Source organism: Sphingomonas sp. PAMC 26617 (assembly GCF_000242835.1).
Classification (GTDB): Bacteria; Pseudomonadota; Alphaproteobacteria; order Sphingomonadales; family Sphingomonadaceae; genus Sphingomonas.
Map to the genome: position 1 here is coordinate 1,183,460 of NZ_JH594425.1, position 22,278 is coordinate 1,205,737.

The 22,278-nt window shown below is 67.7% G+C and carries 24 protein-coding genes and 1 tRNA gene; 15 read left to right on the top strand and 10 right to left on the bottom strand.

The features are described from left to right. The first annotated feature begins 1 nt into the window (after position 1). From RH91_RS05100 to RH91_RS05125, 6 genes are all read left to right on the top strand, one after another. Entirely contained in the window at positions 2-922 is a 921-nt protein-coding gene (locus RH91_RS05100) for a DMT family transporter (RefSeq protein ID WP_010161506.1), read from the top strand. Between the two features lie 9 nt (positions 923-931). Beyond that, positions 932-1,627, top strand: a complete 696-nt coding sequence (locus tag RH91_RS05105; RefSeq protein WP_010161508.1) for a COQ9 family protein — start codon at positions 932-934, stop codon at positions 1,625-1,627. A gap of 269 nt (positions 1,628-1,896) precedes the next feature. Next, complete coding sequence (locus tag RH91_RS05110) at positions 1,897-2,169, top strand: FeoA family protein (RefSeq protein ID WP_010161509.1); 273 nt, start codon at positions 1,897-1,899, stop codon at positions 2,167-2,169. A 14-nt stretch (positions 2,170-2,183) separates the two neighbouring features. Further along, on the top strand, positions 2,184-4,046 hold the full coding sequence (feoB, locus tag RH91_RS05115) for a ferrous iron transporter B (protein WP_029623617.1): 1,863 nt from the start codon (positions 2,184-2,186) through the stop codon (positions 4,044-4,046). Between the two features lie 28 nt (positions 4,047-4,074). Beyond that, complete coding sequence (gene ssb, locus RH91_RS05120; protein WP_010161511.1) at positions 4,075-4,635, top strand: single-stranded DNA-binding protein; 561 nt, start codon at positions 4,075-4,077, stop codon at positions 4,633-4,635. A gap of 32 nt (positions 4,636-4,667) precedes the next feature. Continuing rightward, the gene (locus tag RH91_RS05125) at positions 4,668-6,191 is read left to right on the top strand and encodes a sensor histidine kinase (RefSeq protein WP_010161512.1); all 1,524 of its coding nucleotides are present in this window, start codon (positions 4,668-4,670) and stop codon (positions 6,189-6,191) included. A gap of 3 nt (positions 6,192-6,194) precedes the next feature. Here the strand turns inward: RH91_RS05125 and RH91_RS05130 are convergent, their stop codons facing one another. Genes RH91_RS05130 through metX form a run of 4 tightly spaced genes read right to left on the bottom strand, consistent with a single transcriptional unit; the run spans position 6,195 to position 8,800 of the window. Further along, entirely contained in the window at positions 6,195-6,593 is a 399-nt protein-coding gene (locus tag RH91_RS05130; protein ID WP_029623619.1) for a response regulator, read from the bottom strand. 28 nt (positions 6,594-6,621) lie between these two features. Continuing rightward, positions 6,622-7,254: a methionine biosynthesis protein MetW gene (metW, locus tag RH91_RS05135; protein ID WP_010161514.1), complete on the bottom strand. Its 633-nt coding sequence runs from the start codon at positions 7,252-7,254 to the stop codon at positions 6,622-6,624. Then, the gene (locus tag RH91_RS05140) at positions 7,251-7,688 is read right to left on the bottom strand and encodes a GNAT family N-acetyltransferase (protein ID WP_010161515.1); all 438 of its coding nucleotides are present in this window, start codon (positions 7,686-7,688) and stop codon (positions 7,251-7,253) included. Before RH91_RS05140 ends, metW begins: the two co-directional genes overlap by 4 nt. Further along, a complete protein-coding gene (metX, locus tag RH91_RS05145) occupies positions 7,685-8,800 on the bottom strand; it encodes a homoserine O-acetyltransferase MetX (RefSeq protein ID WP_010161516.1) in 1,116 nt (371 codons plus the stop codon). The genes RH91_RS05140 and metX overlap by 4 nt, the downstream gene beginning before the upstream one ends. A gap of 96 nt (positions 8,801-8,896) precedes the next feature. On the opposite strand from metX, the gene RH91_RS05150 reads away from it, so the two are divergent. Further along, positions 8,897-9,805 carry a prephenate/arogenate dehydrogenase family protein gene (locus tag RH91_RS05150; protein ID WP_029623620.1) on the top strand — a complete coding sequence of 303 codons (909 nt, stop codon included), beginning with the start codon at positions 8,897-8,899 and terminating at the stop codon, positions 9,803-9,805. Positions 9,806-9,820: 15 nt separating this feature from the next. Here the strand turns inward: RH91_RS05150 and RH91_RS05155 are convergent, their stop codons facing one another. The 4 genes from RH91_RS05155 to ftsE are packed head-to-tail and all read right to left on the bottom strand — an operon-like array spanning position 9,821 to position 12,676. After that, the gene (locus RH91_RS05155; protein ID WP_010161518.1) at positions 9,821-10,549 is read right to left on the bottom strand and encodes a lysophospholipid acyltransferase family protein; all 729 of its coding nucleotides are present in this window, start codon (positions 10,547-10,549) and stop codon (positions 9,821-9,823) included. Further along, positions 10,546-11,082, bottom strand: a complete 537-nt coding sequence (locus tag RH91_RS05160) for a YdcF family protein (RefSeq protein ID WP_010161519.1) — start codon at positions 11,080-11,082, stop codon at positions 10,546-10,548. Before RH91_RS05160 ends, RH91_RS05155 begins: the two co-directional genes overlap by 4 nt. Beyond that, positions 11,079-11,972 carry a cell division protein FtsX gene (locus tag RH91_RS05165; RefSeq protein ID WP_010161520.1) on the bottom strand — a complete coding sequence of 298 codons (894 nt, stop codon included), beginning with the start codon at positions 11,970-11,972 and terminating at the stop codon, positions 11,079-11,081. The genes RH91_RS05160 and RH91_RS05165 overlap by 4 nt, the downstream gene beginning before the upstream one ends. Further along, the gene (ftsE, locus tag RH91_RS05170) at positions 11,969-12,676 is read right to left on the bottom strand and encodes a cell division ATP-binding protein FtsE (protein ID WP_010161521.1); all 708 of its coding nucleotides are present in this window, start codon (positions 12,674-12,676) and stop codon (positions 11,969-11,971) included. Before ftsE ends, RH91_RS05165 begins: the two co-directional genes overlap by 4 nt. Before the next feature lie 208 nt (positions 12,677-12,884). Here ftsE and RH91_RS05175 point away from each other — a divergent pair, with 208 nt between their 5' ends. After that, a complete protein-coding gene (locus RH91_RS05175; protein ID WP_010161522.1) occupies positions 12,885-13,625 on the top strand; it encodes a zinc-ribbon domain-containing protein in 741 nt (246 codons plus the stop codon). Here the strand turns inward: RH91_RS05175 and RH91_RS05180 are convergent. After that, the gene (locus RH91_RS05180; protein ID WP_010161524.1) at positions 13,576-14,958 is read right to left on the bottom strand and encodes an MATE family efflux transporter; all 1,383 of its coding nucleotides are present in this window, start codon (positions 14,956-14,958) and stop codon (positions 13,576-13,578) included. The two genes, RH91_RS05175 and RH91_RS05180, sit on opposite strands and share 50 nt — an antisense overlap. 123 nt (positions 14,959-15,081) lie before the next feature. Between RH91_RS05180 and RH91_RS05185 the strand changes: the two genes are divergently transcribed. From RH91_RS05185 to htpG, 3 genes are all read left to right on the top strand, one after another. Further along, positions 15,082-15,168 (top strand) — tRNA-Leu (locus tag RH91_RS05185). A 157-nt stretch (positions 15,169-15,325) separates the two neighbouring features. Continuing rightward, the gene (locus tag RH91_RS05190) at positions 15,326-15,973 is read left to right on the top strand and encodes a DsbA family protein (protein WP_010161525.1); all 648 of its coding nucleotides are present in this window, start codon (positions 15,326-15,328) and stop codon (positions 15,971-15,973) included. 117 nt (positions 15,974-16,090) lie between these two features. Further along, a complete protein-coding gene (gene htpG / locus RH91_RS05195) occupies positions 16,091-17,989 on the top strand; it encodes a molecular chaperone HtpG (protein WP_010161526.1) in 1,899 nt (632 codons plus the stop codon). A gap of 52 nt (positions 17,990-18,041) precedes the next feature. Here htpG and RH91_RS05200 read toward each other — a convergent pair whose 3' ends face one another. Further along, positions 18,042-18,758, bottom strand: coding sequence for a phosphatase PAP2 family protein (locus RH91_RS05200; RefSeq protein WP_010161527.1), 717 nt, complete (start codon positions 18,756-18,758; stop codon positions 18,042-18,044). Positions 18,759-18,910: 152 nt separating this feature from the next. On the opposite strand from RH91_RS05200, the gene RH91_RS05205 reads away from it, so the two are divergent. Genes RH91_RS05205 through msrB form a run of 4 tightly spaced genes read left to right on the top strand, consistent with a single transcriptional unit; the run spans position 18,911 to position 22,200 of the window. Next, entirely contained in the window at positions 18,911-19,984 is a 1,074-nt protein-coding gene (locus RH91_RS05205) for a type III polyketide synthase (protein ID WP_010161528.1), read from the top strand. Then, entirely contained in the window at positions 19,981-20,667 is a 687-nt protein-coding gene (locus RH91_RS05210; RefSeq protein ID WP_010161529.1) for a methyltransferase domain-containing protein, read from the top strand. The genes RH91_RS05205 and RH91_RS05210 overlap by 4 nt, the downstream gene beginning before the upstream one ends. Then, on the top strand, positions 20,646-21,776 hold the full coding sequence (locus RH91_RS05215) for an NAD(P)/FAD-dependent oxidoreductase (protein ID WP_010161530.1): 1,131 nt from the start codon (positions 20,646-20,648) through the stop codon (positions 21,774-21,776). Before RH91_RS05210 ends, RH91_RS05215 begins: the two co-directional genes overlap by 22 nt. A gap of 4 nt (positions 21,777-21,780) precedes the next feature. Continuing rightward, positions 21,781-22,200, top strand: coding sequence for a peptide-methionine (R)-S-oxide reductase MsrB (gene msrB, locus RH91_RS05220; protein WP_010161531.1), 420 nt, complete (start codon positions 21,781-21,783; stop codon positions 22,198-22,200). Positions 22,201-22,278 lie beyond the last annotated feature (78 nt).

Sequence of the window (22,278 nt, forward strand, 5' to 3'; positions counted from 1 at the left end):
CATGCATCCGCGCGCCTCCGAAAGAAAATCTGTTTCGCCCGAAAACACGACCGAGCCGACCGCGCTTGCGATCGTCGCGGTGGTCCTCGCCAATGTCGCGCTCGCGTTCGGGCCGTGGTTCGTCCGGCTGGCCGATGTCGGGCCGGTGTCCTCGGCGTTCTGGCGAATCGCACTTGCCGCCCCGCTGCTTGCTGGCGCTGCGCTGGCGACGGGGTGGCGGCCGTTCGGCGCGGGCGGCGCCAACCTGTCGCGGCTGCTGTGGGGGATGATCGCGCTCGGCGGGATCTGCTTCGCGGCGGATCTTGGCAGCTGGCACCTCGGCATCCTGCGTACGACGCTCGCCAACGCGACGCTGTTCGGCAATTGCGCGATCCTGATGTTCCCGATCTACGGCTTCCTCGTTGCGCGCGCATGGCCGACGCGAATCCAGGGAATCGCGCTGCTGCTGGCGACCGTCGGCGCGGCGCTGCTGATGGGGCGGTCGTACCAGCTCGATCCGCGCAATCTTGCGGGGGACATGCTCTGCCTGCTCGCAGGCGTGCTCTACACCGCCTATTTCATCCTCATGGCGCGCGCGCGGACGACGATGGCGCCGATCCCCGCGCTCGCGCTGTCGACGATCGCCAGCATCGTGCCCTTGCTGATCTTCGCACAACTGCTCGGCGAGCAGATGTGGCCGACCCATTGGGGCCCGCTGATCGGGCTTGCGCTGGTCAGCCAGGTGATCGGGCAGGGGTTGATGATCTTCGCGCTCGGCAAGCTGCCGCCGCTCGTCGTCGGGCTTGCGTTGCTGGTGCAGCCCGTGGTCGCGGCGACGATCGGCTGGACGGTTTACGGCGAGAAGCTCGGTTTAGCCGACCTGTTCGGCGCGTCGCTCGTCGCGGTCGCGCTGGTGCTGGTAAGCCGCCGCGCGCGGGGCTAGATAAGACGCATGGCCGATCCGATCCCGCTTCCCGTCTCCGCTCCCGTCAACCGCCTCGCGGATGCGACGCTCGACGAAATTCGCGCGGCGCTCGCGCCCGCGATCGCGGACAATGCCGGGTTCGACGGCTGGGGCGATGCCGCACGCGACATGGCGGCGGACCAGGCGGGGGTCGATCGCGACGTCGCGCGGCTCGCGTTTCCGGGCGGCGCGGCGGACATGATCGCGGCGTGGTTCGCGCAGGTCGATGCCGAGATGCTCGCGCGGCTGCCGCAGGAGCGGCTGATGGCGATGAAGATCCGCGACCGGATCCCCGCGCTGGTCGAGGCGCGGCTCGACATCGTCGCACCGAATCGCGAGGCGCTGCGGCGCGCGCTCGCGATTCTCGCCTTGCCGCAGAATGCGGTGCGCGGGGTCAAGCTGGGGTGGCACGCCGCCGACGTGATGTGGCGCGCGGCGGGCGACACCGCGACCGATTACAATCATTATACCAAGCGGACGTTGCTCTCGGGGGTCTATGCCGCGACCGTGACGGTGTTCCTCGATGACGACAGCGAGGGCCATGCCGACACCAGCGCGTTTCTGGCGCGGCGGATCTGGGGCATCATGCGGTTCGAGCGGATCAAGAGCCGGTTCGTCGGCCAGTCGGAACTGCGCCCGAGCCTGTCGCGGTTCGTCGGGCGGTTGCGCTATCCGGCGGTGTGATTTCGGGGAACCGACCGTCCTTTTCGACTTCGTGCGGGCGTTCTCAAACCGTCCGTCATCCTGAACTCGTTTCAGGATCCAGCCCTCAACGAGTCCGGCCAGCCGGTGCGGCATAGTGGATGCTGAAACAAGTTCAGCATGACGGCAGCTTTTGAAGCCCAGGGTGGCGGCGGTGTGCCACGTCATCCCGCACGGATAATGCGACGAACTGCGAATGGCTCGCATTTAATGCTGGCGTAACCCCACCGTTATTGATAATCAGTCGCATCATGGATATGTCCAATCCCGTGAAGCTGCCTTTGAGCCTCGAATCGCTGCCGCACCGGCAGATCGCGACGGTTGCCGCGATCGACTGGGCGCACCTGTCGACCCCCGAAGCGCGCCGGTTGCGCGAACTCGGGTTCGACGAAGGCGTCGGGATCGAAGTGCTCCATCGTGCCAGTCTCGGCAAAGGGCCGATCGCATGCCGGATCGGCCGCATGACCGTCGCCCTGCGCCGCGCCGTTGCCAGCACGATCTTCGTATCCCCCGTCACGCAATAAGTGACCCCACAACGATGACCGCCACGCCCCTCGTGGCGCTGGTCGGCAATCCCAATGCCGGCAAGAGCGCGTTGTTCAACGCACTGACCGGCGCACGCCAGAAAGTCGGCAATTACCCAGGCGTCACTGTCGAGCGGCATTCCGGACGACTCGCACTGCCCGATGGTCGGGTCGTCGATCTGGTCGATCTCCCCGGCGCATACAGCCTCGAACCGTCGAGCCCCGATGAGCGCGTCACGCGCGACGTCGTCACCGGCACGCAAGCAGGCGAGCGGCTGCCCGATGCGCTGGTCGTGGTCGTGGATGCGTCCAATCTCGACAACCATCTCCGCTTCACGCTCCAACTGATCGCGCTCGGCCTCCCCGTGGTGGTCGCGCTCAACATGTTCGATCTCGCGGAGCGCGACGGGCTGACGCTCGACCCCAAGAAGCTGTCCGAGGAACTGGGCGTGCCGGTCGTCCCCACCGTCGCGGTGCGGCGGCGCGGGCTCGAGGAACTCAAGACGCTGCTCGGCGGGATCGTCGACGCCGATGCCGCGATCCGGCTGCGCCCGAGCAACCATGCGATCGGCGAGGACATCGTCACCCTGCAACGCCGCGCGCGGAAGATCGCGACTGCGGCGACCGTTGCGGAGGCCCCGGCGCGCCGCTGGGGCAATGCGTTCGATTCGGTCGCGCTTCACCCGGTCTTCGGGCTGGTGCTGTTGTTCGCCATCCTGTTCGCGATGTTCCAGGCGGTGTTCTTCGCGGGTGCCGCGCCCGCGGATGCGATTGCCGCCGGGTTCGACTGGGTGTCGGGACTGGTCAAGGACGTGATGCCCGATTCGGTGCTGCGCTCGCTGATCACCGACGGGATGATCGCGGGCGTCGGCGCGGTGGTGAAGTTCCTGCCGCAGATCCTGATCATGTTCTTCTTCATCCTTGTGCTCGAGGCGAGCGGCTACATGGTCCGCGCCGCCTTCCTGATGGACCGGGTGATGGCGAGCGTCGGCCTGTCGGGCCGCGCGTTCATTCCGCTGCTGTCGAGCTTCGCCTGTGCGGTGCCGGGGATCATGTCGACGCGGACGATCGAGGACGAGAAGGACCGGCTGACCACGATCCTCGTCGCGCCGCTGATGACGTGTTCGGCGCGGCTGCCGGTCTATACGCTGGTGATCGGCGCGCTGATCCCGAACGTACACGTGCTGCCATTCGTCGGGTTGCAGGGGCTGGTGATGCTCGGGCTGTACATCATGGGGGTGGTCGGCGCGTTCGTCGTCGCGCTGGTCCTGCGCAGCACGGTGACCAAGGGCGAATCCTCGGGCTTCATGATGGAAATGCCCAAATATCAGATGCCGCGCGCACGCGACCTGGCGATCGGGTTGTGGAGCCGCGCCGAGATCTTCCTGAAGCGTGCTGGCACGACGATCGCCTTTACCACGATCATCCTGTGGGCGCTGCTGAGCTTCCCCAAGCCCCCCGAAGGTAGCCCGGTCTCGGCGGTCAATTATTCGGTGGCGGGCCGTATCGCCAATACGATCGAGCCGGTGTTCCGCCCGATCGGCTTCAATCGCGACATCGTGCTCGCGCTGATCCCAGCGATGGCAGCGCGCGAGGTCGCGGTGGCCGCGCTCGGCACTGTCTATGCCATTGATACCGCGGGCGAGCAGAGCGAAGCGAAGATGACGCAGACGCTCCATACGCGCTGGAGTCTGCCGACCGCGCTCGCTTTCCTGATGTGGTTCGTGTTCGCGCCGCAGTGCATCTCCACCATCGCAGTGACCCGCCGCGAGACCAACGGATGGAAGTGGCCTGCCTTCATGGTTGGCTATTTGTTCACGCTCGCCTACATCGCTGCGGGTGCCACTTATTGGGCGGCAATCGGATTCGGGCTGTAACGGCCCCACAGCAGCGGGACTTGAGACTATGGCGGGCAGCGTCAACAAGGTGATCATCGTCGGCAATCTTGGCCGCGATCCCGAAAGCAAGAGCTTCCAGAACGGCGGCAAGGTCGTGAACCTGCGCATCGCCACGTCGGAGACCTGGAAGGACAAGAACAGCGGCGAGCGCAAGGAACAGACCGAGTGGCATTCGGTCGCGATCTTCAACGAGGCGCTGGGCGGCGTCGCCGAGCGCTATCTCCGCAAGGGCTCGAAGGTCTATATCGAGGGCGCCCTCAAGACGCGTAAATGGCAGGACGCACAGGGCCAGGACCGTTATTCGACCGAGATCGTGCTGCAGGGCTTCAACGGCGTGCTGACGATGCTCGACGGCGCGCCGGGCTCGGGCGGTGGTGCCGGCGGCGGCGGTGGTGGCCGTGACGATTTCGGCGGCGGCGATGACTTCGGCGGCGGTTCGGGCGGCGGTGGCGGCTACGGCGGCGGCGGCGGTGGCAATCGCGGCGGCGCGAGCCGGGGCGGCCCGCCCGCAGGCGGCGCGGCGCGCGGCGGTTTTGCGGACGACCTCGACGACGACGTCCCGTTCTGAACCGAACCTGTTCTGTGGCGTTAGCTTAACCGATGATAAATGCCCTCTCTACCGACGCGCCGATCGGCAATGGCTGGCGCGTCGATGAGGCGGTCCGCGCGGCGGCGATCGCCGAGCATGAGATCGAGACGCTGCGCGACGACGCGTCGCTTCGGACGATCACCGATTTTGCGGCAGCGCTCTGCGAGGCGCCGATTTCGCTGGTCAGCATCGTCGAGGCGAGCCGACAGACGTTCCTGTCCCGCACCGGGCTCGAGCCGAGCGAGACCCCGCGCGAGACTTCGTTCTGCGCCTATGCGATGCTTGGCGACGACATCATGGTCGTGCCGGACGCCCGGCTCGACCCGCGCTTTGCGACCAATCCCCTCGTTACCGGCGAGATGGGCATCCGTTTCTACGCGGGCGTCCCGCTGGTCAGCCAAGACGGGATCCCGCTGGGCTCGCTCTGCATCATCGACCGGATCCCCCGCGCCGGGCTCACGCCGTTCCAGCGGCAGGGCCTCCGGGTCCTCGCCGCCGACGTGCTCAACCGCCTGAGCGACAGCCGCACCAGCGCGATCTCGCGCGCGACGATCGCGGACAGCGAAGGGCGTTTCCGCGTGCTCGCGGACAGCATGCCGCAGATGGTGTGGTCGACGCTGCCCGACGGCTTCCACGATTATTACAACGCGCGTTGGTATGAATTCACCGGAACGGCGCCGGGTTCGACCGATGGCGACGGCTGGAACGACATCTTCCACCCCGAGGACCAGGAACGCGCGTGGGGCGTGTGGCGGCATTCGCTCGCCACCGGCACCCCCTATCAGATCGAATATCGCCTTCGCCACCGCGACGGCACCTATCGCTGGACGCTTGGTCGTGCGCTGCCGATGACGGATACGAGCGGGGCGATCACGCGCTGGATCGGCACCTGCACCGACATTCACGAACAGAAACTGGCGAGCGAGGAGCGCGAGGTCATCGCGCAGGAACTGAGCCACCGGATCAAGAACATCTTCGCGGTAATTTCCGGGCTGATCACCTTCGCCGCGCGCGCGCATCCCGAATTCAAGGGTATCGCAGAGGATCTCCGCCACCGCGTCACCGCGCTCGGCCGTGCGCATGATTTCGTCCGCCCGCACAGCGCGCAGTCGCGGCCGCAGGCGGAACAGACGAGCCTGCACGGCCTGCTCGACGCGCTGTTCCTGCCCTATCAGTCGACCAACGCGTCGCGGCTGCATGTCGGTGGCACCGACGTGGCGATCGACGACCGGTCCGCCACGCCGCTTGCGTTACTGTTTCATGAGCTTGCCACCAACGCGACCAAATATGGCGCGCTGTCGAATGATACCGGGGCGGTGACCGTGACGAGCATCGTCGACGGCGACGAGATCATGCTGATCTGGGAGGAGCAGGGTGGTCCTGCCGTCGAGCAGCCCGAAAGCACGGGCTTTGGAGCACAGCTGATCGACCTGAGCGCAAGCCGCCAGCTGGGCGGCAAGGTCGCCCACGATTGGGCCGCGGATGGCTTGCGAGTCGTCGTCGAGGTTTCGAAAGCCGCGCTAAGTCGCGGTTGAGCGTCACACGAGCAGGACGAAATCGCCGTTGGTCGCCTCGAGGGGGGCGTGATCGCGGGCGGTGGCGACCGCGGCAGCGGTCAGGATCGCGGATTCGCTGAACGGTTTGCGGACATAACCGACCGCGCCGCTCGGGTGGGCGATCTGACCCGGATTGGCAGTGACGAACACGACCTTGAGCCCGAATTCGTCGGCCAGCATACGCGCGAGTTCGGGACCGGTCGCCCCGTCGCGAAGGTTGATGTCGACCAGCGCGAAGCTGCAATCCTGCGCAGCATCGAGCGCGCCGAGCTTGTCCGCCGCGATCGCCTTCACCGCATAACCGGCGTCGATCAGGATCCGCTCGAGGTCGAGCGCGACGAAAATCTCGTCTTCTACGATCAAGGCGGTTGGCACAGACATAGGGTGAACACTATCTACGTAATGTAAGTTAATGCTTCGAACCCTGTGGCGAACGCTTTGGTTCCTTTAATTCGCGAGGACGTAGCAGGAATACAGCATGTTCGGCGCGGAAGTTCGCGGCTGCGGAAGTTGTCTGCTTGTCGCCCGACAGGAACCACGCCCCCTCTACCGCGATGTCACGCGCTTTGACGAAGGCTCGGAAATCGTCGATCGTGACGTGATGGATGTTGGGTGTGTCGAACCATTGTTCGGGGAGAAGCCGCGTCACAGGCATCCGCCCGCCCCACAGCAGCGACAACCGCACCCCCCAATGGGCGAAGTTCGGGAAGGACACGAACGCGCGCTGGCCGATCCGCAACAGATGGTCGAGCACGACATCGGGCCGACGCGCGGTCTGGAGCGTCTGGCTGAGGATCACATAGTCGAAACTCGCGTCCGGATAATCGGCGAGCTCGATATCGGCATCGCCCTGGATCACCGACAGTCCACGCGACACCGCCGCAGCGACATTGCCCGCATCGAGTTCGAGCCCGCGCGCATCGACCTGCTTGGTATCGCGCAACGCCGCCATCAGCGCGCCGTCGCCGCAGCCGACGTCGAGCACGCGCGCACCGGGTTCGATCCGGTCGGCGATGATCGCGAGATCGGGGCGGAGCGTCATCGGGGCGCCCGCAGCATCGCTTCGGCCTGAGGCGACAGACGCTCCATGAAGCGCTCGGGCCGGATCAACGGGTGGAAGCCGAGTCTCGCGTACACGCCATGGGCATCGAGCGTGCCCAGCGCGATGCGGCGCAACCCGGCATAATCAGGCCGGTCCAGAAACCAGGTCACCATCCGCCGCCCCAGCCCCTGGCCGCGTCCGGCCTCATCGACCCAGACGTCGGCCAGCCACGCGAAGGTTGCATGATCCGTGATCATCCGCGCGAAGCCGACCTGCGTGGCGCCACGGTAAGCGCCGAGCGCATGCGACCCCGCGATCGCGCGTTCGACCGTTTCGAGCGCGATCCCCGGCGACCAGTAGCTCGACGCGAGCCATCCGTGGATCGTGTCGATCTGCAACAGCGTGTGGTCGTCTGACAGAACAATTTCGGTCATGCCCCAGCCTTCAGGAAGCCATCGACGACGCGGTTCAACTCGGGCGCCTCCAGCAGGAACGCGTCGTGCCCGAACGGGCTCGACAACTCGACGAAGCTGACCGGCGCGCCCGCTGCGTTGAGCGCATGGACGATCGCGCGCGATTCCGCGGTCGGGTACAGCCAGTCGGTATCGAAGCTGACGAGGCAGAAGCGCGCCCTGGTGGCACGGAAGGCGTTGGCGAGATGCCCGCCATGTTCCTCCGCCAGATCGAAATAATCCATCGCGCGGGTAATGTAGAGATAGGAATTGGCGTCGAACCGGTCGACGAAGCTGATCGCCTGGTGGCGTAGATAGCTTTCGATCTGGAAATCCGCATCGAACCCGAAGCTCTTGGCGTCGCGCGCCTGCAAGCGCCGCCCGAACTTGGCGGTCAGGCCAGCTTCGGACAAATAGGTGATATGCGCCGCCATCCGCGCGACCGCGAGCCCCGCGGCGGGCGGATCGGCCTCGGCATAATAGGCCCCCTCGCGCCATTTCGGGTCGGCCATCACCGCCTGCCGCCCGACTTCGTGGAACGCGATGTTCTGCGCGGTGTGCCGTGCGGTGGAGGCGATGATGACGACCGCGCGCACCCGGTCCGGGAAGGTCGCGGGCCAGCTCAGCGTCTGCATCCCGCCCATCGACCCGCCGACCACTGCCGCGAGCGTCCCGATCCCGAGATGGTCGAGCAGCATCGCCTGCGCGCGCACCATGTCGCGGATCGTGATGACCGGGAAGCTCATCCCCCACGGAACGCCCGTCGCGGGGTTGACGGTCGCGGGGCCGGACGACCCCATGCAACTGCCCAGCACGTTCGAACAGATGATGAAATGCCGCGTCGGATCGACCGGCTTGCCCGGGCCGACCATCCGCTCCCACCAGCCCGGCTTGCCGGTGACGGGGTGCCGCGAGGCGACGTGCTGGTCACCGGTCAGTGCGTGGCAGATCAGGATCGCGTTCGAGCGATCGGCGTTGAGCGTGCCATAGGTTTCGTACGCGATCTCGACCGGCGACAGCAGCGCGCCACCGTCGAGACGCAACGGCCCCGGCAACGTGACGTGGCGGGCAAGCCCAAGGCGCGTGTCGTCCATATCGGAGCGGATAAGCGCGTGGCGACGCGGGTTCAAGCACCGCGCGAAGCGGGGTGCTGCTTGCCATCGCCAAATCGATCCGCCATGCCGCGCGCCATGTTGCCTTTCGCCCGCGTCACCATCATCGGCATCGGTTTGATCGGGTCGTCGATCGCGCGCGCGGTCCGCGCGACGATGCCGACGGTGCGGCTCACCGGATATGACGCCGATCCCGACGTGCGGGCGATCGCGGAGCGGATCGACCTGTTCGACGATGTCGCGGACAGCGGCGGCGCGGCGGTGATCGACGCCGATCTCGTCATCCTGTGCGTGCCGGTCGGTGCGATGGGCACCGCCGCCGCGGAGTTCGCCGCCGACTTGCCCGCGGAGGCGATCATCAGCGACGTCGGCAGTTGCAAGGCCGAGGTCGTCCGGGCGCTCGGCGCGGCGCTCCCGGGCGCGACGGTGGTGCCCGCGCATCCCGTCGCCGGGACCGAGCGGAGCGGCCCCGAAGCCGGGTTCGCGACGCTGTTCCAAAAGCGCTGGTGCATCATCACCCCACCCGAGGGGACCGATCCGCTCGCCGTCGAACGCGTTGCCGAGTTCTGGCGGCGGCTCGGCGCGGAGATCGAGATGATGGCCCCCGATCATCACGACCGCGTGCTCGCGATCACCAGCCATCTGCCGCATCTGATCGCCTACACCATCGTCGGAACCGCATCCGACATGGAGGAAGTGACCCAGTCCGAGGTGATCAAATATTCGGCAGGCGGCTTCCGCGATTTTACGCGGATCGCGGCGTCCGATCCCACGATGTGGCGCGACGTGTTCCTCGCGAACCGCGAGGCGGTGCTCGACATGCTGCAACGCTTCTCGGAGGACCTCACCGCGCTCCAGCGCGCGATCCGCTGGGGGAAGGGGGACGAGCTGTTCGACCTGTTCTCCAAGACGCGCGACGTGCGACGTGGGATCATCGAACAGGGGCAGGACGATCCCGCGCCCGATTTCGGGCGGACGCACGAGTAACGGCCGCGCGCGGGATCAGCAGAGGGCAGGACCCACTGGCCTTACCCCCGCGCCGCCCTCCCGCTCCAGCGCGTTGATCTCCGCATGGACCCGCGCCTCGGCTTCGCCGCGGGGCAGGCCCGGCGGGATCGGCGTGCCGAAGCGGAACGTCACCGTGCCCGGCAGATGCGGACCCTGCCGCGGCCACACCAGCCCGCTGTCGATTGCGATCGGCACGACGGGGATCTTGAGCATCTGGTACAGCCCCGCGAACCCCGCCTTGAGCGGCGGCTGCTCGCCCGGGGCGACGCGCGTTCCTTCCGGAAAGATCAGGATCGAGCGCCCCGCCGCCAGCGCTACGCGCGCTTCGCGCAGCATTCGCCGGAGCGCGCCCGCCGACGCCTCGCGATCGACCACGATCACGCCGTAGCGTTTCGCCGCCCAGCCCCACACCGGTATGTCGGCGAGCTCCTGCTTCATCACGATCGCGGGATGCCGCAGCATCCGCCCGAGCTCGAGCGTCTCGTACATCGCCTGGTGCTTGGCGACGTACAGGACCGGGCTGTCATAGAACCGCTCGCCCTCGATCCGCTTGAAGATCCGCAGGAACGTTCGCGTCGTCAGGCCGTGATACTGCGTCCAGAAATGCGTGTGCGCGATCATCGCCTTAGTGCCGAACGCCGCGGAAATCACCGAGGTCAGCACGATCGGCACCGATCCGGCGTAGAAGACGATCTTGAACATCAGGTTGCGCATTGCGATCATGTAGCCTGCCCGATCAGCAGCGCCACGCGGCGCAAAATGAGTTTGTTATATTCGCCGACCAGCACCGCATAGCTCGGCGTGCCCGGAACGCCATCGCCGATCACCGTCGCATCCGACCCGAGCGCGTTGACCAGTTCGAGCCGCGCGCGCGCCAGATGCCAGTCGGAGGTCACCAGCCGCACCGAATGGTAGCCGTGCTCGCGCACCCAGTCCGCGGTTTCCTCGGCGTTGGAGCGCGTGTCGACCGCTTCGTGGCCAAGATCGATGCAGCAGGCGAACACCTGCGGGCTGACCTTATATTCGTGCGCCAGTTCACGCGGGCGGACCTGCGGCGCGACCCCGCTGATCAGCATGCGCTTCGCCGCATGCGCCTCGAGCATCTCGAGGCCGCGCGTGATCCGGCCCGACGTGCCGGTCAGCACGACGATCGCGTCCGTGCGCGTGTTCTCGAGCGGTGGGGGCCGCGTGGCGAGGAAGATCCCGAACCCGCCGATCCAGCACAAGCCCGCAAGGACGATCAACCGGAAGATCACAACACCCGCCTCAACGCCGCCAGCACCGCGACCCGCGCGGACAGCGTCGCCAGCACCGCGAAGGCGACCGGAAGGCAGGCGAGCAGCACCCAGTCGCGCATCCCGAGCGTCAGGCCCGCGATCAGATCGGACCCCAGCGCATCGAGCTGCACCCCGACCAGCACCACCGCGCCGAGCGCGACCGCCATGCCGAGGATGCCGCCGACCAGCGTGTCGAGCGCGATCCGCCGCTGGAAGAGCCGTGCGACCTGCACATCGGTCGACCCCAGCATGTGGAGCACCGCGATCGTGTCGCGGTGCGTGTCGAGCCCGGCGCGCGCGGCAAGGATCACCACCGCCGCGGTCGCCGCCGCCATCAGCAGCACCAGCGCGCCCGCCAGCCCGGTCAGCATCGCCATCACGTTGCGCACCGGAGCCATCCAGCTTTCCTGCCGGTCGATCCGCGCGCTCGGCGCGGCGGCGCGGACCGCGCGCGCGACGCTGGCCGCTGCGGAGGCGCTCGCCGCGGTCAGGTCGACGTCGATCATTGCGGGGATTGGCAGGTCGGGGTCCGCGCCGTCCGCGCCCAGCCACGGGCTCAGCATCTCGGCCAGCCGTGCGCGATCGACCGCGACCGCGCGGCGCACCTCGGGCTGGCGTCGGAGCGCCGCCAGCACCGCACGCGTCTCCCGCGTCCGCACACGTTCCGCGGGGGCGACGATCTGCACCGTCAGCCGCCCCGCGAGTTGCCGGTCGAGCACTGCCGCCGCGCCGAGCGTCGCGAGCCCAAGCGCTGCGGCAAGCACCGTCAGGAACAGCATGATCGCCATCACCCACAGCATCACCCGCGTGCCACGCCGATCATCGAGCAGCCCCCGGTCCGCCTTCGACGCCAGAATCCCGATACTCATGAAGGCCCGCCGGGGGGCGGGAAGCGCAGCGACCCGGTCGGATCGAGCAGCCGGCCCTTGTCGAGCCGCATCATCTGCGCATGCGGAATCCGCCCCATCGTCTGCAGGTCGTGCGTCGCCACGACGACGGTCGTCCCGAGCCGGTTGAGCGAGTCGAAGAGATGCAACAGCCGCTCCGCCATTTCGGGGTCGACGTTGCCGGTCGGTTCGTCCGCGACGAGGATCTCGGGCCGGCCGATCACCGCGCGCGCGATCGCGACGCGTTGCTGCTCGCCGCCCGAGAGCGTTGGCGGGCGCGCCGCGATCTTCTCCGACAGTCCGACCCAAGCGAGCATCTCGCGCACCGGATCCGCGACGTCGCGCTCGGGCACTCCCGAGACGCGCAGCGGCAGCGCGATATTGTCATAGGCCGACAGATGCGGGACCAGCCGGAAATCCTGGAACACGACGCCGATCCGCCGCCGGAACCCGGGCAGCCGCGCGCGCGGCAGCGTCACCGCATCCTCGCCGAACAGCCGGATGCTCCCGCGGGTCGGACGCTGCGACAGGTACAGCAGTTTGAGCAGCGACGTCTTCCCCGCGCCCGATGCGCCGGTCAGGAAGTAGAACGCGCCGCTCGACAGCGTGAAGCTGACGTCGCTCAGCGTCTCTTGCCCCGTGCCGTAGCGAAGCCCCACCTTTTCGAATTGAACGATATTCGCCATGCGGCGTGCGCTACTCGCTACTTGTCCATGCCCCGCCCCTGCATCGCACGATCCCTTGCACCGCGACAAGCGCGCAGGCGCAATTCCACGGCTCTTGCCACCGGGCCGGTGGACAGCGTAGATTCCCCGGACAGCGCGGACGCCCCGGTTGGTGTATCCCCCGCTGTGCTGGCTTGCCCCGTCTGCCCTTAATGTCTGAAATGCCCCGATGATCCTCGAATGTACCGAGTGCGAGACCCGTTATGTGATCCCCGATACCGCGGTCGGGCCGGAGGGGCGGACCGTGCGTTGCGCCAATTGCAAGCACAGCTGGTTCCAGGAACCTGTGCCCGTGCTGGTGCTCGACGAACAGGACGAAGCGGAGGGTGAGGCGGGTGCTGCGGACGAAGTGCCGGAACCGCCACGCGCGCCGGTCGCCGCACCGATCCGCGAAACCCCGCCGGTGATCGACGCCGGTGCCATTCCCGACACGACCCGCGCGCCGGTCGCTTTCGACGCCTTCGCCCACCAGCCGCCGTTCCGCCCGCGCCGCAACCCCGCGCGCCGCTGGACGATCGCGGCCGTGGTCGCAGGCGTGGCGATGCTCGGGGCGACCGCCGCGATCGTTTCGACGAGCACGCCGCGTACCGCGACCACGCTGTTCCGCCCGGCGGTCGAGACGCCGCTCCGGATCGTCAACCGGCCGGTCGATCGCCACGATTACAACGGCAACGAGATTTTCGCGATCAGCGGGACCGTGCTCAACCCGACCGACACGCGCCAGCCCGTCCCCGATATCCGCGCCGACCTGCGCGACGCACAGCACCGCATCGTCTACAGCTGGACGATCCGCCCTGAGGCGACCGCGCTGCCGCCCAAGGGACGGGTCGAGTTCAACAGCGCCAAGCTCGATGTGCCGGTCAACGCGAAGGATCTGGTGCTGAGCTTCTCGGGCGAGCCGAACCACTGACCCAGAGGAACCGCGCGCCGTTCAGCAGCGTCGCCGCCACCATCCCCAGCCCCGAGGCATAGACGAGCCCGAGCGGCCCGACCCCGTGCGTCACGAACAGCCAGCCCAGCCCGCCCGTTACCCCGAAGAAGGCGATGATGCCGTTGACCCCGGCGACGATCTGATCGCCGAGCGAGCGCAACGCATAGACAAAGACGAGCTGCACACCGTCGAACAGGATGAACGGCACCCATAGCGGCACCATCGCCAGCGCCGCCGCATGCACCCCCGCCGCCGCGGGAAAAGCGGCGACGATCGGCGCGCGCGCCAGCAGCATCACACCGCCGAGCGCGCCCGTGATCGCGGCGGCCAGCCCCGCTGCGATCAGCGCGCGCGCGCGCACCTGCTCTGGCATCCCTTCGCCGACCGCATTGCCGACTCGCACCCCCGCCGCCGATGCCAGCCCGACCGCGGCACCGAAGGTGACATTGTGAAGCGCGAACACGATCTGGAAGGCATGCGCGGTCACCGGGCCGAGATCGGTCGACAGCGCGATCAGGATCGAAAAGCCCGCTAGTTCCAGTCCCGAGGCGACCGCCGGCACCGCGCCGAACCGCGAGAGCTTTACCGCCCCGGGCAGCGCCGCGCGCCATTCGGCTGGCGTCATGACGTGCACCCCCCGTTCGCGCGCATCCGGGATGGTCCACGCCGCCGCCAGCATTCCCGCCGCGCCCAGCAACGACGCGATCGTCGTTGCGGCGGCAGCGCCAACCGCCCCCAGCGCGGGGGCGCCGAAATGGCCGTCCGCAAGCACCCAGGCAAGCAGCGCATTGATCGGTAGCGTCGCCAGATTGACCACCGTCACCCGCCGCGGTCGCGAAATTCCCTCGAGGAAGAAACTCGCCGCCAGGCTTACCAACTGCGCGGGGTACGCAAGCGCCATCGTCCGCACCACCGCCGCCGCCGGATCGACCAGCGCGGGCGCGACCCCGATCCCCGCGAGCAGCGGCGCGGCGAACAGCCCGAACGCGAGCGCGCCGACCAGCCCGAGCATCCCCGCCAGCACCAGCCCCTCGCGCATGCGGGCGCCCGTTGCGGGAAGATCGCGCGCGCCGTCCGCGCGGGACGTGAAGACCAGCACCCCCGACAGCCACGCCAGCCCAGCGACGATCGTGACGAAGGTGAGCGCGCGACTCGCGCCGAACGCGGCGACCTGATCGGTTCCGGTCAGCCCGACGACGACGATGTCGGTAACGCTGAGGATCGTCCAGTTGAGGCTGGTGAGCATCACCGGCCACGCCAGCGCGAGGATCTTGCGCGTCTCCGTCACGGTTTGTCGGTGCGCGTTGGTCATGCCGTGCTGCTACGGGAAGCGCACAAAATGCGAAAGGCTTGTACGTCGGCCATTGCGTCCCCCGATTAGCTTTGCTAGGGGCGCTCGCCTACCAGCTGCCGGGCTTGCCCGGTGATGTTACGTGCGGCCGTGGCGGAACTGGTAGACGCGCAACGTTGAGGTCGTTGTGGGCGAAAGCCCGTGGAAGTTCGAGTCTTCTCGGCCGCACCATTTTTTCAAGATGCAGATGTGAAATACACCCTTTCGGGGGCCCGTCGTCTTGCCATGGGCATCGTACCCCGGTCACGGTAGAAAGCGGGATGGACGACCGACCCGCCAAGCATCGCGCCGTCACGATGCCACGCCCCACACCGGGACCGCACTGATCATGCCGACACATTTCAGCAGGCGGCAGGCCGTTCAGCTCGGCGCGGTGGTTGTCGGCGGTTGGGCGATCGGCCAGGCATTGCGCCGCACAGCTCCGATCGGACGCGACATCGGCGCACGTGCTGATGCGATCCTGAATCGCGGCGTGTCGCCGGAAGCCGGCCCCGCCGATGCCACGGTTAAGCTCGCTGTGTTCAGCGACTATCGATGTCCCGCCTGTCGCGGAGCGTTTGCAGCGATGGAGGATGCTATCCGGCGCGACGGCAAGGTGCGGATCCTCTACAAGGACTGGCCGATCTTCGGGCCGCCGTCCGAACGCGCCGCCAGCGTCGCACTCGCGACTGCCGAGCAAGGAATCTACCCCGCCGTCCATCGCCGACTGATGACCGACGATCGCACGATCGACGACGCCATGCTGCGCGACATCGTCGTACAGGCGGGCGGCGACTGGACGCGCGCAACGGCCTGGCTGGCGGCGCACGCGGAGGGCGTCGCGGTACGTCTGCGCGCGAACGGTCGGGAAGCGAATGCGATCGGGCTGGCAGGAACCCCGGGCTATATGGCCGGGCCAATACTGGTGACGGGCGCGATCGACGCAACTGATTTCGGGCGACTGTTCGCCAGGGCACGGACGGCGGGACCGTCGTGAACAGCTGATCGGAAGGCCGCCGCGCCGCGCCCGAGACTTGCGACAAACCCTTGACCCCGCCCCCGCCCCAACCCAACTCCCGCGTAACGATCACCGCATAGGGGCTGCGACCACATCATGACGACCACCACCGCTCTGGAACCCACCACCCCACAGACCCACGCCTTCGAGGCCGATGTCGCCAAGCTGCTCCACATGATGGTGCACTCGGTCTATTCGGACAAAAGCGTGTTCCTGCGCGAGCTTGTCTCGAACGCGGCGGATGCGTGCGAGAAGCTGCGCTACGAGGGGATCGCCAATCCCGCGCTGCTCGGCAACGATGCGAATCCGCGGATCACGGTCACGCTGGATCCGGAGGCGCACACGCTGACGATCGAGGACAATGGCATCGGCATGAGCGCGGCTGAAATGACCGATGCGCTGGGCACGATCGCGCGGTCCGGCACCAAGAGCTTCATGGACACGCTCGCCGCAGCGCAAGGGTCCGACGATCCACAGCTGATCGGCCAGTTCGGCGTCGGTTTCTATTCGGCGTTCATGGTCGCGAGCAAGGTCGACGTCGTCTCGCATCGCGCCGGGAGCGGGGAGGCGTCGCTCTGGTCGTCGGACGGGCTCGGCAGCTACACGATCGCGCCGGTCGACCTCGCGCAGGCGCCCGCGCGCGGCACCCGCGTGACGCTCCACTTGCTCGAGGATGCGCAGGATTATGCGCAGCGCTACACCGTCGAACAGACGATCAAGGCGCAGTCGGGGCATGTCCCCGTGCCGATCTTCCTGCGCGAAAAGCCCGATGCAGAGGCGGTCGAGCTGACCGATGGCGCTGCGTTGTGGACCAAGCCCAAATCCGCGATCAGTGCGGCGGACTACACCGATTTCTACCGCAGCGTGTCGGGCCAGTTCGACGAACCCGCACTGACGCTCCACTATCGCGCGGAGGGTCGCCACGAATATTCGGTGCTCGCGTTCGTGCCGTCGTCCAAGCCGTTCGACCTGTTCGATCCCGATCGCGCCGGGCGGATCAAGCTGTACGTGAACCGCGTCTTCATCACCGATGAAGCCGAATTGCTTCCGCGCTATCTGCGCTTCGTGCGCGGACTGGTCGATTCGTCGGACGTGCCGCTCAACATGTCGCGCGAGATGATCCAGCAGAGCCCGGTGCTTGCTGCGATCAAGAAGGGCGTGACCGCAAAGGTCCTGTCCGAACTGGAGAAGCGCGCGTCGTCCGACACCGAGGCCTACCTCAAGATCTGGGACACGTTCGGTCCCGTGCTCAAGGAAGGGCTGTACGAGGATTTCGAGCGCCGCGCCGCGCTGCTCGACCTCGCGCGCTTCCATACGACGAGCTCCGACGGCGGCTGGCGCTCGCTCGCGGACTATAGCGCGAACCTGAAGGAAAATCAGACCGCTATCTATTACGTGACGGGTACCGATCTCGACCGGATCGCGACCGCGCCGCAGCTCGAGGGCTTCCGCGCGCGTGGCGTAGAGGTGCTGCTGCTGTCCGATCCGATCGACAATTTCTGGGTGACGGCGGGCGTCGATTATCAGGGCAAGCCGTTCCGCTCGGTAACGCAAGGGTCCGCCGATCTCGCGCTGGTCCCGCTGCTCGAAGGGACCACGCCCCCGTCGACCGAAGCAAGCGGCGAAGTGATTGACTTCCTGGCGTTCGTGAAGACGACACTCGCGGATGCGGTGTCGGACGTGCGGGCGTCCGATCGGCTCACCGACAGCGCGGTCTGCCTGGTCGCGACCGAGAGCGGCATGGACCGCCAGCTCGAACGGATGCTCGCGAGCGCAGGCCAGGCCCCGCCCAAGGCCAAGCCGGTACTCGAGATCAATCCGCAGCACGCGCTGATCGTCAAGCTCGCCGCGCTGGGGGAGGGGGACACGACGCTACGGGAAGATGCGGCGCATCTCCTGTTCGACGAGGCGCAAATTGCGGACGGCGAGCAACCGCTCGACCCGCGCGCGTTCGCGGCGCGCCTCGCGCGAGTCCTGACCCGCGCCGTGGCGTAAACGTCCAGCGGCCCCCTGTCCTCAGCCGGGGACGGGGGGTCGGTTGGCCGGGTCAGTCTTCCGGCCGTTCGAGCGTATGGCGTGTTTGCAGCCACCAGGCGATCGTCGCCGCCAGGAAGGCCCAGCCCGCGCCAAGGATCCAGCCGGCCAGCACATCGGTCGGCCAATGAACCCCGAGATACAGGCGCGATACCCCGATCAACAGCGTCAGCAGCATCGCGGCGAGCACGACATAGACGCGCAAGCCGCGCGACTTGACGCTGCGTGCGACGAGCGCTGCCAGCGTAAGGTAGACGATCGCCGAATCCGCCGCATGCCCGCTGGGGAAGCTCGTGTGGGAGAAGGTCGCCCAATGGGCGACGACATTGGGGCGGGGGCGGTCGAACGCCGATTTGAGCAGCTCGACCGCAAGCGTACCGATCACCGATGCGCCGATGAGGAACCCCGCCATCGCGACCTTGCGCACGATCAGCAGCGCGCCAGACACCAGCAGGACGACGATCGTCAGCGTGGTCGAGTCGCCGAGCGCAGTAAAATCCTGCATCGCGAAGCGCAGCGCGTGCAGTCCCGCACCCGGCCGATCCGTCGCGGATCGGATCCCGACGAGGATCGCACTGTCGAGCCTGTTGGTATCGCCGGCGCCGACTTCGGAGGCGATGTGGAGCACGAACAGCACGAGCGCCGCCACGATCCCGAACGCCGCAAGCAGAACCCGATCGGGTCGCTGGCGGACTGCTTGCAGTATTGCTGGGATTCCCGTCGACCGCATCTTACCACCCTGTAGCGCCGTACCTGGCACGGCCTTGACCGCATTCGCTCTGAATTCCGGCCTCGCGCGACAGGCTGGTCGGATCGGAACGGGCAGGGTAGCGTTCTGGTTGCGGCTCTGCATTTTTTGCCCGGCCGGACCGAAAGCATAGTGTGTCGATCATCCCCCATATCGTTGCCATCGGGACCGCCGTTCCTAGCCATGACATTCACGCCGCGTTTATCGCCTGGGCGCGAGCACGGCTGCCGGAGGCGCGGAGCGCGCGCGTGTTCGACCGGATGGCCAGCCGTGCGGCGATCAACCATCGCTGGTCGGTGCTGCCGGTCAGCGACGATGGGGGCTCTCCGGTCGACCCCGGTGGCTTTTACGCGCGCGATATCCTGCCCGGGACTGCGGAGCGGATGAAGCTTTATGCCGCCGCCGCCCCCGCGCTCGCGATCGAGGCGATCACGGCACTCGGCGAAAAGGTGTCGCTCGAGGGTATTACGCATCTCGTCGTCGCGAGCTGCACCGGGTTTGTCGCGCCCGGCATCGACCAGATCATCGCCGCGCGGCTTGGCCTCGCGCCGACGGTCGAACGGCTGCTGGTGGGGTTCATGGGCTGTTACGCGGCGGTTGCCGCGTTGCGCAGCGCGCGCCACATCGTCCGCTCGGCGCCCGCCGCGCGCGTTCTGGTCGTATGCGTCGAGCTGTCGACCTTGCACCTTCAGGACACCCCTGCGCTCGAGCCGCTGCTGGCGATGCTCCAGTTCGGCGACGGCGCCGCTGCTGCGCTTGTCACCGCCGACCCCGCCGGCCTCGCGCTTGGCGAACCCTTTGCCACGACATTGCCGGATTCGGCCGAGTTGATCCGCTGGGACATCACAGACCAGGGGTTCGCGATGCATCTGTCGGGCGAAGTCCCCGCGCGGATCGCCGCAGGGCTCGCCGATCCGGTCTTTGCGGCGGCCGCGACGGGGGGACGCGACCCGCAGGAGATCGACGGCTGGGCGGTCCATGCCGGCGGGCGCTCGATCCTCGATGCGGTGGAGACCGCGCTATCGCTGCCGCATGACGCGCTCGCAACCTCGCGCGGGGTGCTGGCGGATGTCGGCAACATGTCCTCGGCAACGCTGATGTTCGTGCTCGCACGGCTGCTCGACGGGCCGCCGATCCGAAACGGCGTCGCACTAGCGTTCGGCCCGGGGCTTGCCGCCGAGGGTTTCGGTTTCCGGAGCGCAGGATGACCCTCCGGCGCCGCGCCATTGCCAAGGAACTGATGGACGCGGACGACCTGTCCGCGGAGACCTATGCAGCGGTCGTCGGCGATTTGGCCAAGGTCAACGCGGTCACTATGGCCCCGCGCCCGACGCTCGATTTCCTGCGGCGCGGGACGGCGGGGACGACCCGGTTCAAACTGCTCGACGTCGGCTTTGGCGATGGCGACATGCTGCGACGGATCGCGCGCTGGGCCGACCGGCGCGGTCTGGAGGCGGAACTGGTCGGGGTCGATCTCAATCCCCGCAGCGCGCTCGCGGCCGCGGCGCATACCCCGGCAGGGATGCCGATCCGCTATGCTACCGGTGATTACGCCGATCACGCCGGGGAAGGCTGGGATTTCGTCGTCAGCAGTCTCGTCGCGCATCACATGACGCATGCGCAACTCGTCGCGTTCCTGCGGTTCATGGACCGGGAGAGCGCGCGCGGCTGGCTCGTCAACGACCTGCACCGTCACGTCGTCGCGCATCGCGGCTTTCCGGTTCTCGCCACGCTCGCGCGCTGGCACCCGATCGTGCGGCATGACGGGACACTGTCGGTCGCGCGGTCGTACCGCCCGGACGAATGGCAGCCGATCCTCGCCGAAGCTGGCGTCACGGCACGCGTGTATCGCTCCTTTCCGTACCGATTATGCGTCGAACACCTGCGCTGATCGTCGGCGGCGGCCCGGCGGGCGCGAGCGCCGCGATCGTGCTTGCGCGCGCGGGAGCACCGCACCTGCTGGTCGAGCGCAGCCGCGATACCGGCGACGCGATTTGCGGCGGCTTCCTGAGCTGGCGGACGCTCGAGTCGCTCGGACGGCTGGGAATCGCGCCCGAGGCGTTGGGACCGGCGCGGGTCCTGCGAACCCGGGTCATCCTCGGGGACCGGGTGGTCGAGGCGCCGCTTCCGAGACCCGCGCACGGCGTCTCGCGACACCTGCTCGATACGGTGATGATACGCCATGCGATCGCACACGGGGCAGCGGTCGAGCGCGGCATTACGGTGCGCAGTCTGGTCGATACCGCCGCAACGCTCGACGATGGCGCGGTGCTGGCGGGCGACACGCTGTTCCTCGCCAGCGGCAAGCATGACGTGCGCGGTGCGGCGCGCCCGGCCGATGCGCGCGGCGCGGATCCTGTGCTCGGCCTGCGCGTCCGCATCGCCAGCGCGCCCGGCCTGACCCGGCTGATCGGCGATGCGATCGAACTGTTTCCGTTCGATCGTGGCTATGTCGGAATCGTGCTGCAGGAGGATGGCAGCGCCAACATCTGCATGGCGGTCCACCGCTCCAAGATGCTCGCAGCCGGCTCGCCTGCCGCGCTGCTCGATACACTGGCGCGGGAATGTCCACGGCTTGGCGATCGGCTGGCATTCCGAAGCGGCGACGAACCGATCGATGCGATCGCCAACGTGCCGTACGGCTGGCGTGCGCGGCAGACCGAAGGCGCGGTGTTCCGGCTGGGCGACCAGGCCGGGGTCATCCCGTCGCTTGCGGGGGAGGGAATGGGAATCGCGATCGCGAGTGGCATCCGCGCGGGCCATGCCTATATCACTGGCGGTGCGGCGGCGGCACCGCGCTTCCAGCGTGATTTCGCCGCTGCCACTGCCCGGCCGATCCGGCTGGCGGGACTGGTGCGCGACGCAGCCGAACGGCCGTGGCTCGGCGCGGCCTTGCTTCCGCTGGTGGGCCACGTCCCGGGCCTGATCCAGATCATCGCAAGCGCGACCCGTATCGGCCATTCGCCGCTTGACCACGCTGCCCCCCAACAGGAAAACTAGGTCCATGGAGCACATCACCCTGTCCGAAACCGAATGGCGCAAGAAATTGAGCCCGGAATCCTATCACGTATTGCGCGAGGCGGGGACGGAGCGGGCGTTTTCCGGACGCTATAACAACAACAAGGCCGATGGCGTGTATCGCTGCGGCGGGTGTGCGCTGCCGCTGTTCGACTCCGCCGACAAATACGACTCGGGCTCGGGGTGGCCCAGCTTCACCCAGCCGATCGACGCGGAGAATGTCACAGATCACCGCGACACCAGCCACGGCATGACGCGGATCGAAGCGCGTTGCTCGCGCTGCGACGGACATCTCGGGCATGTCTTCCCCGACGGCCCGCCGCCGACCGGCCTGCGCTATTGCATGAATTCGCTGAGCCTCGAATTCAAGCCGCGCGGGACCAATGGCGACGAGGCGCGCGGCTGATCAGTCGTATCGGCGTGGCCGTGGCAGGGATTGCCGGGGCATGGCTTGTCGGATCGTCCGGCAAGTCCTAACGCTGGT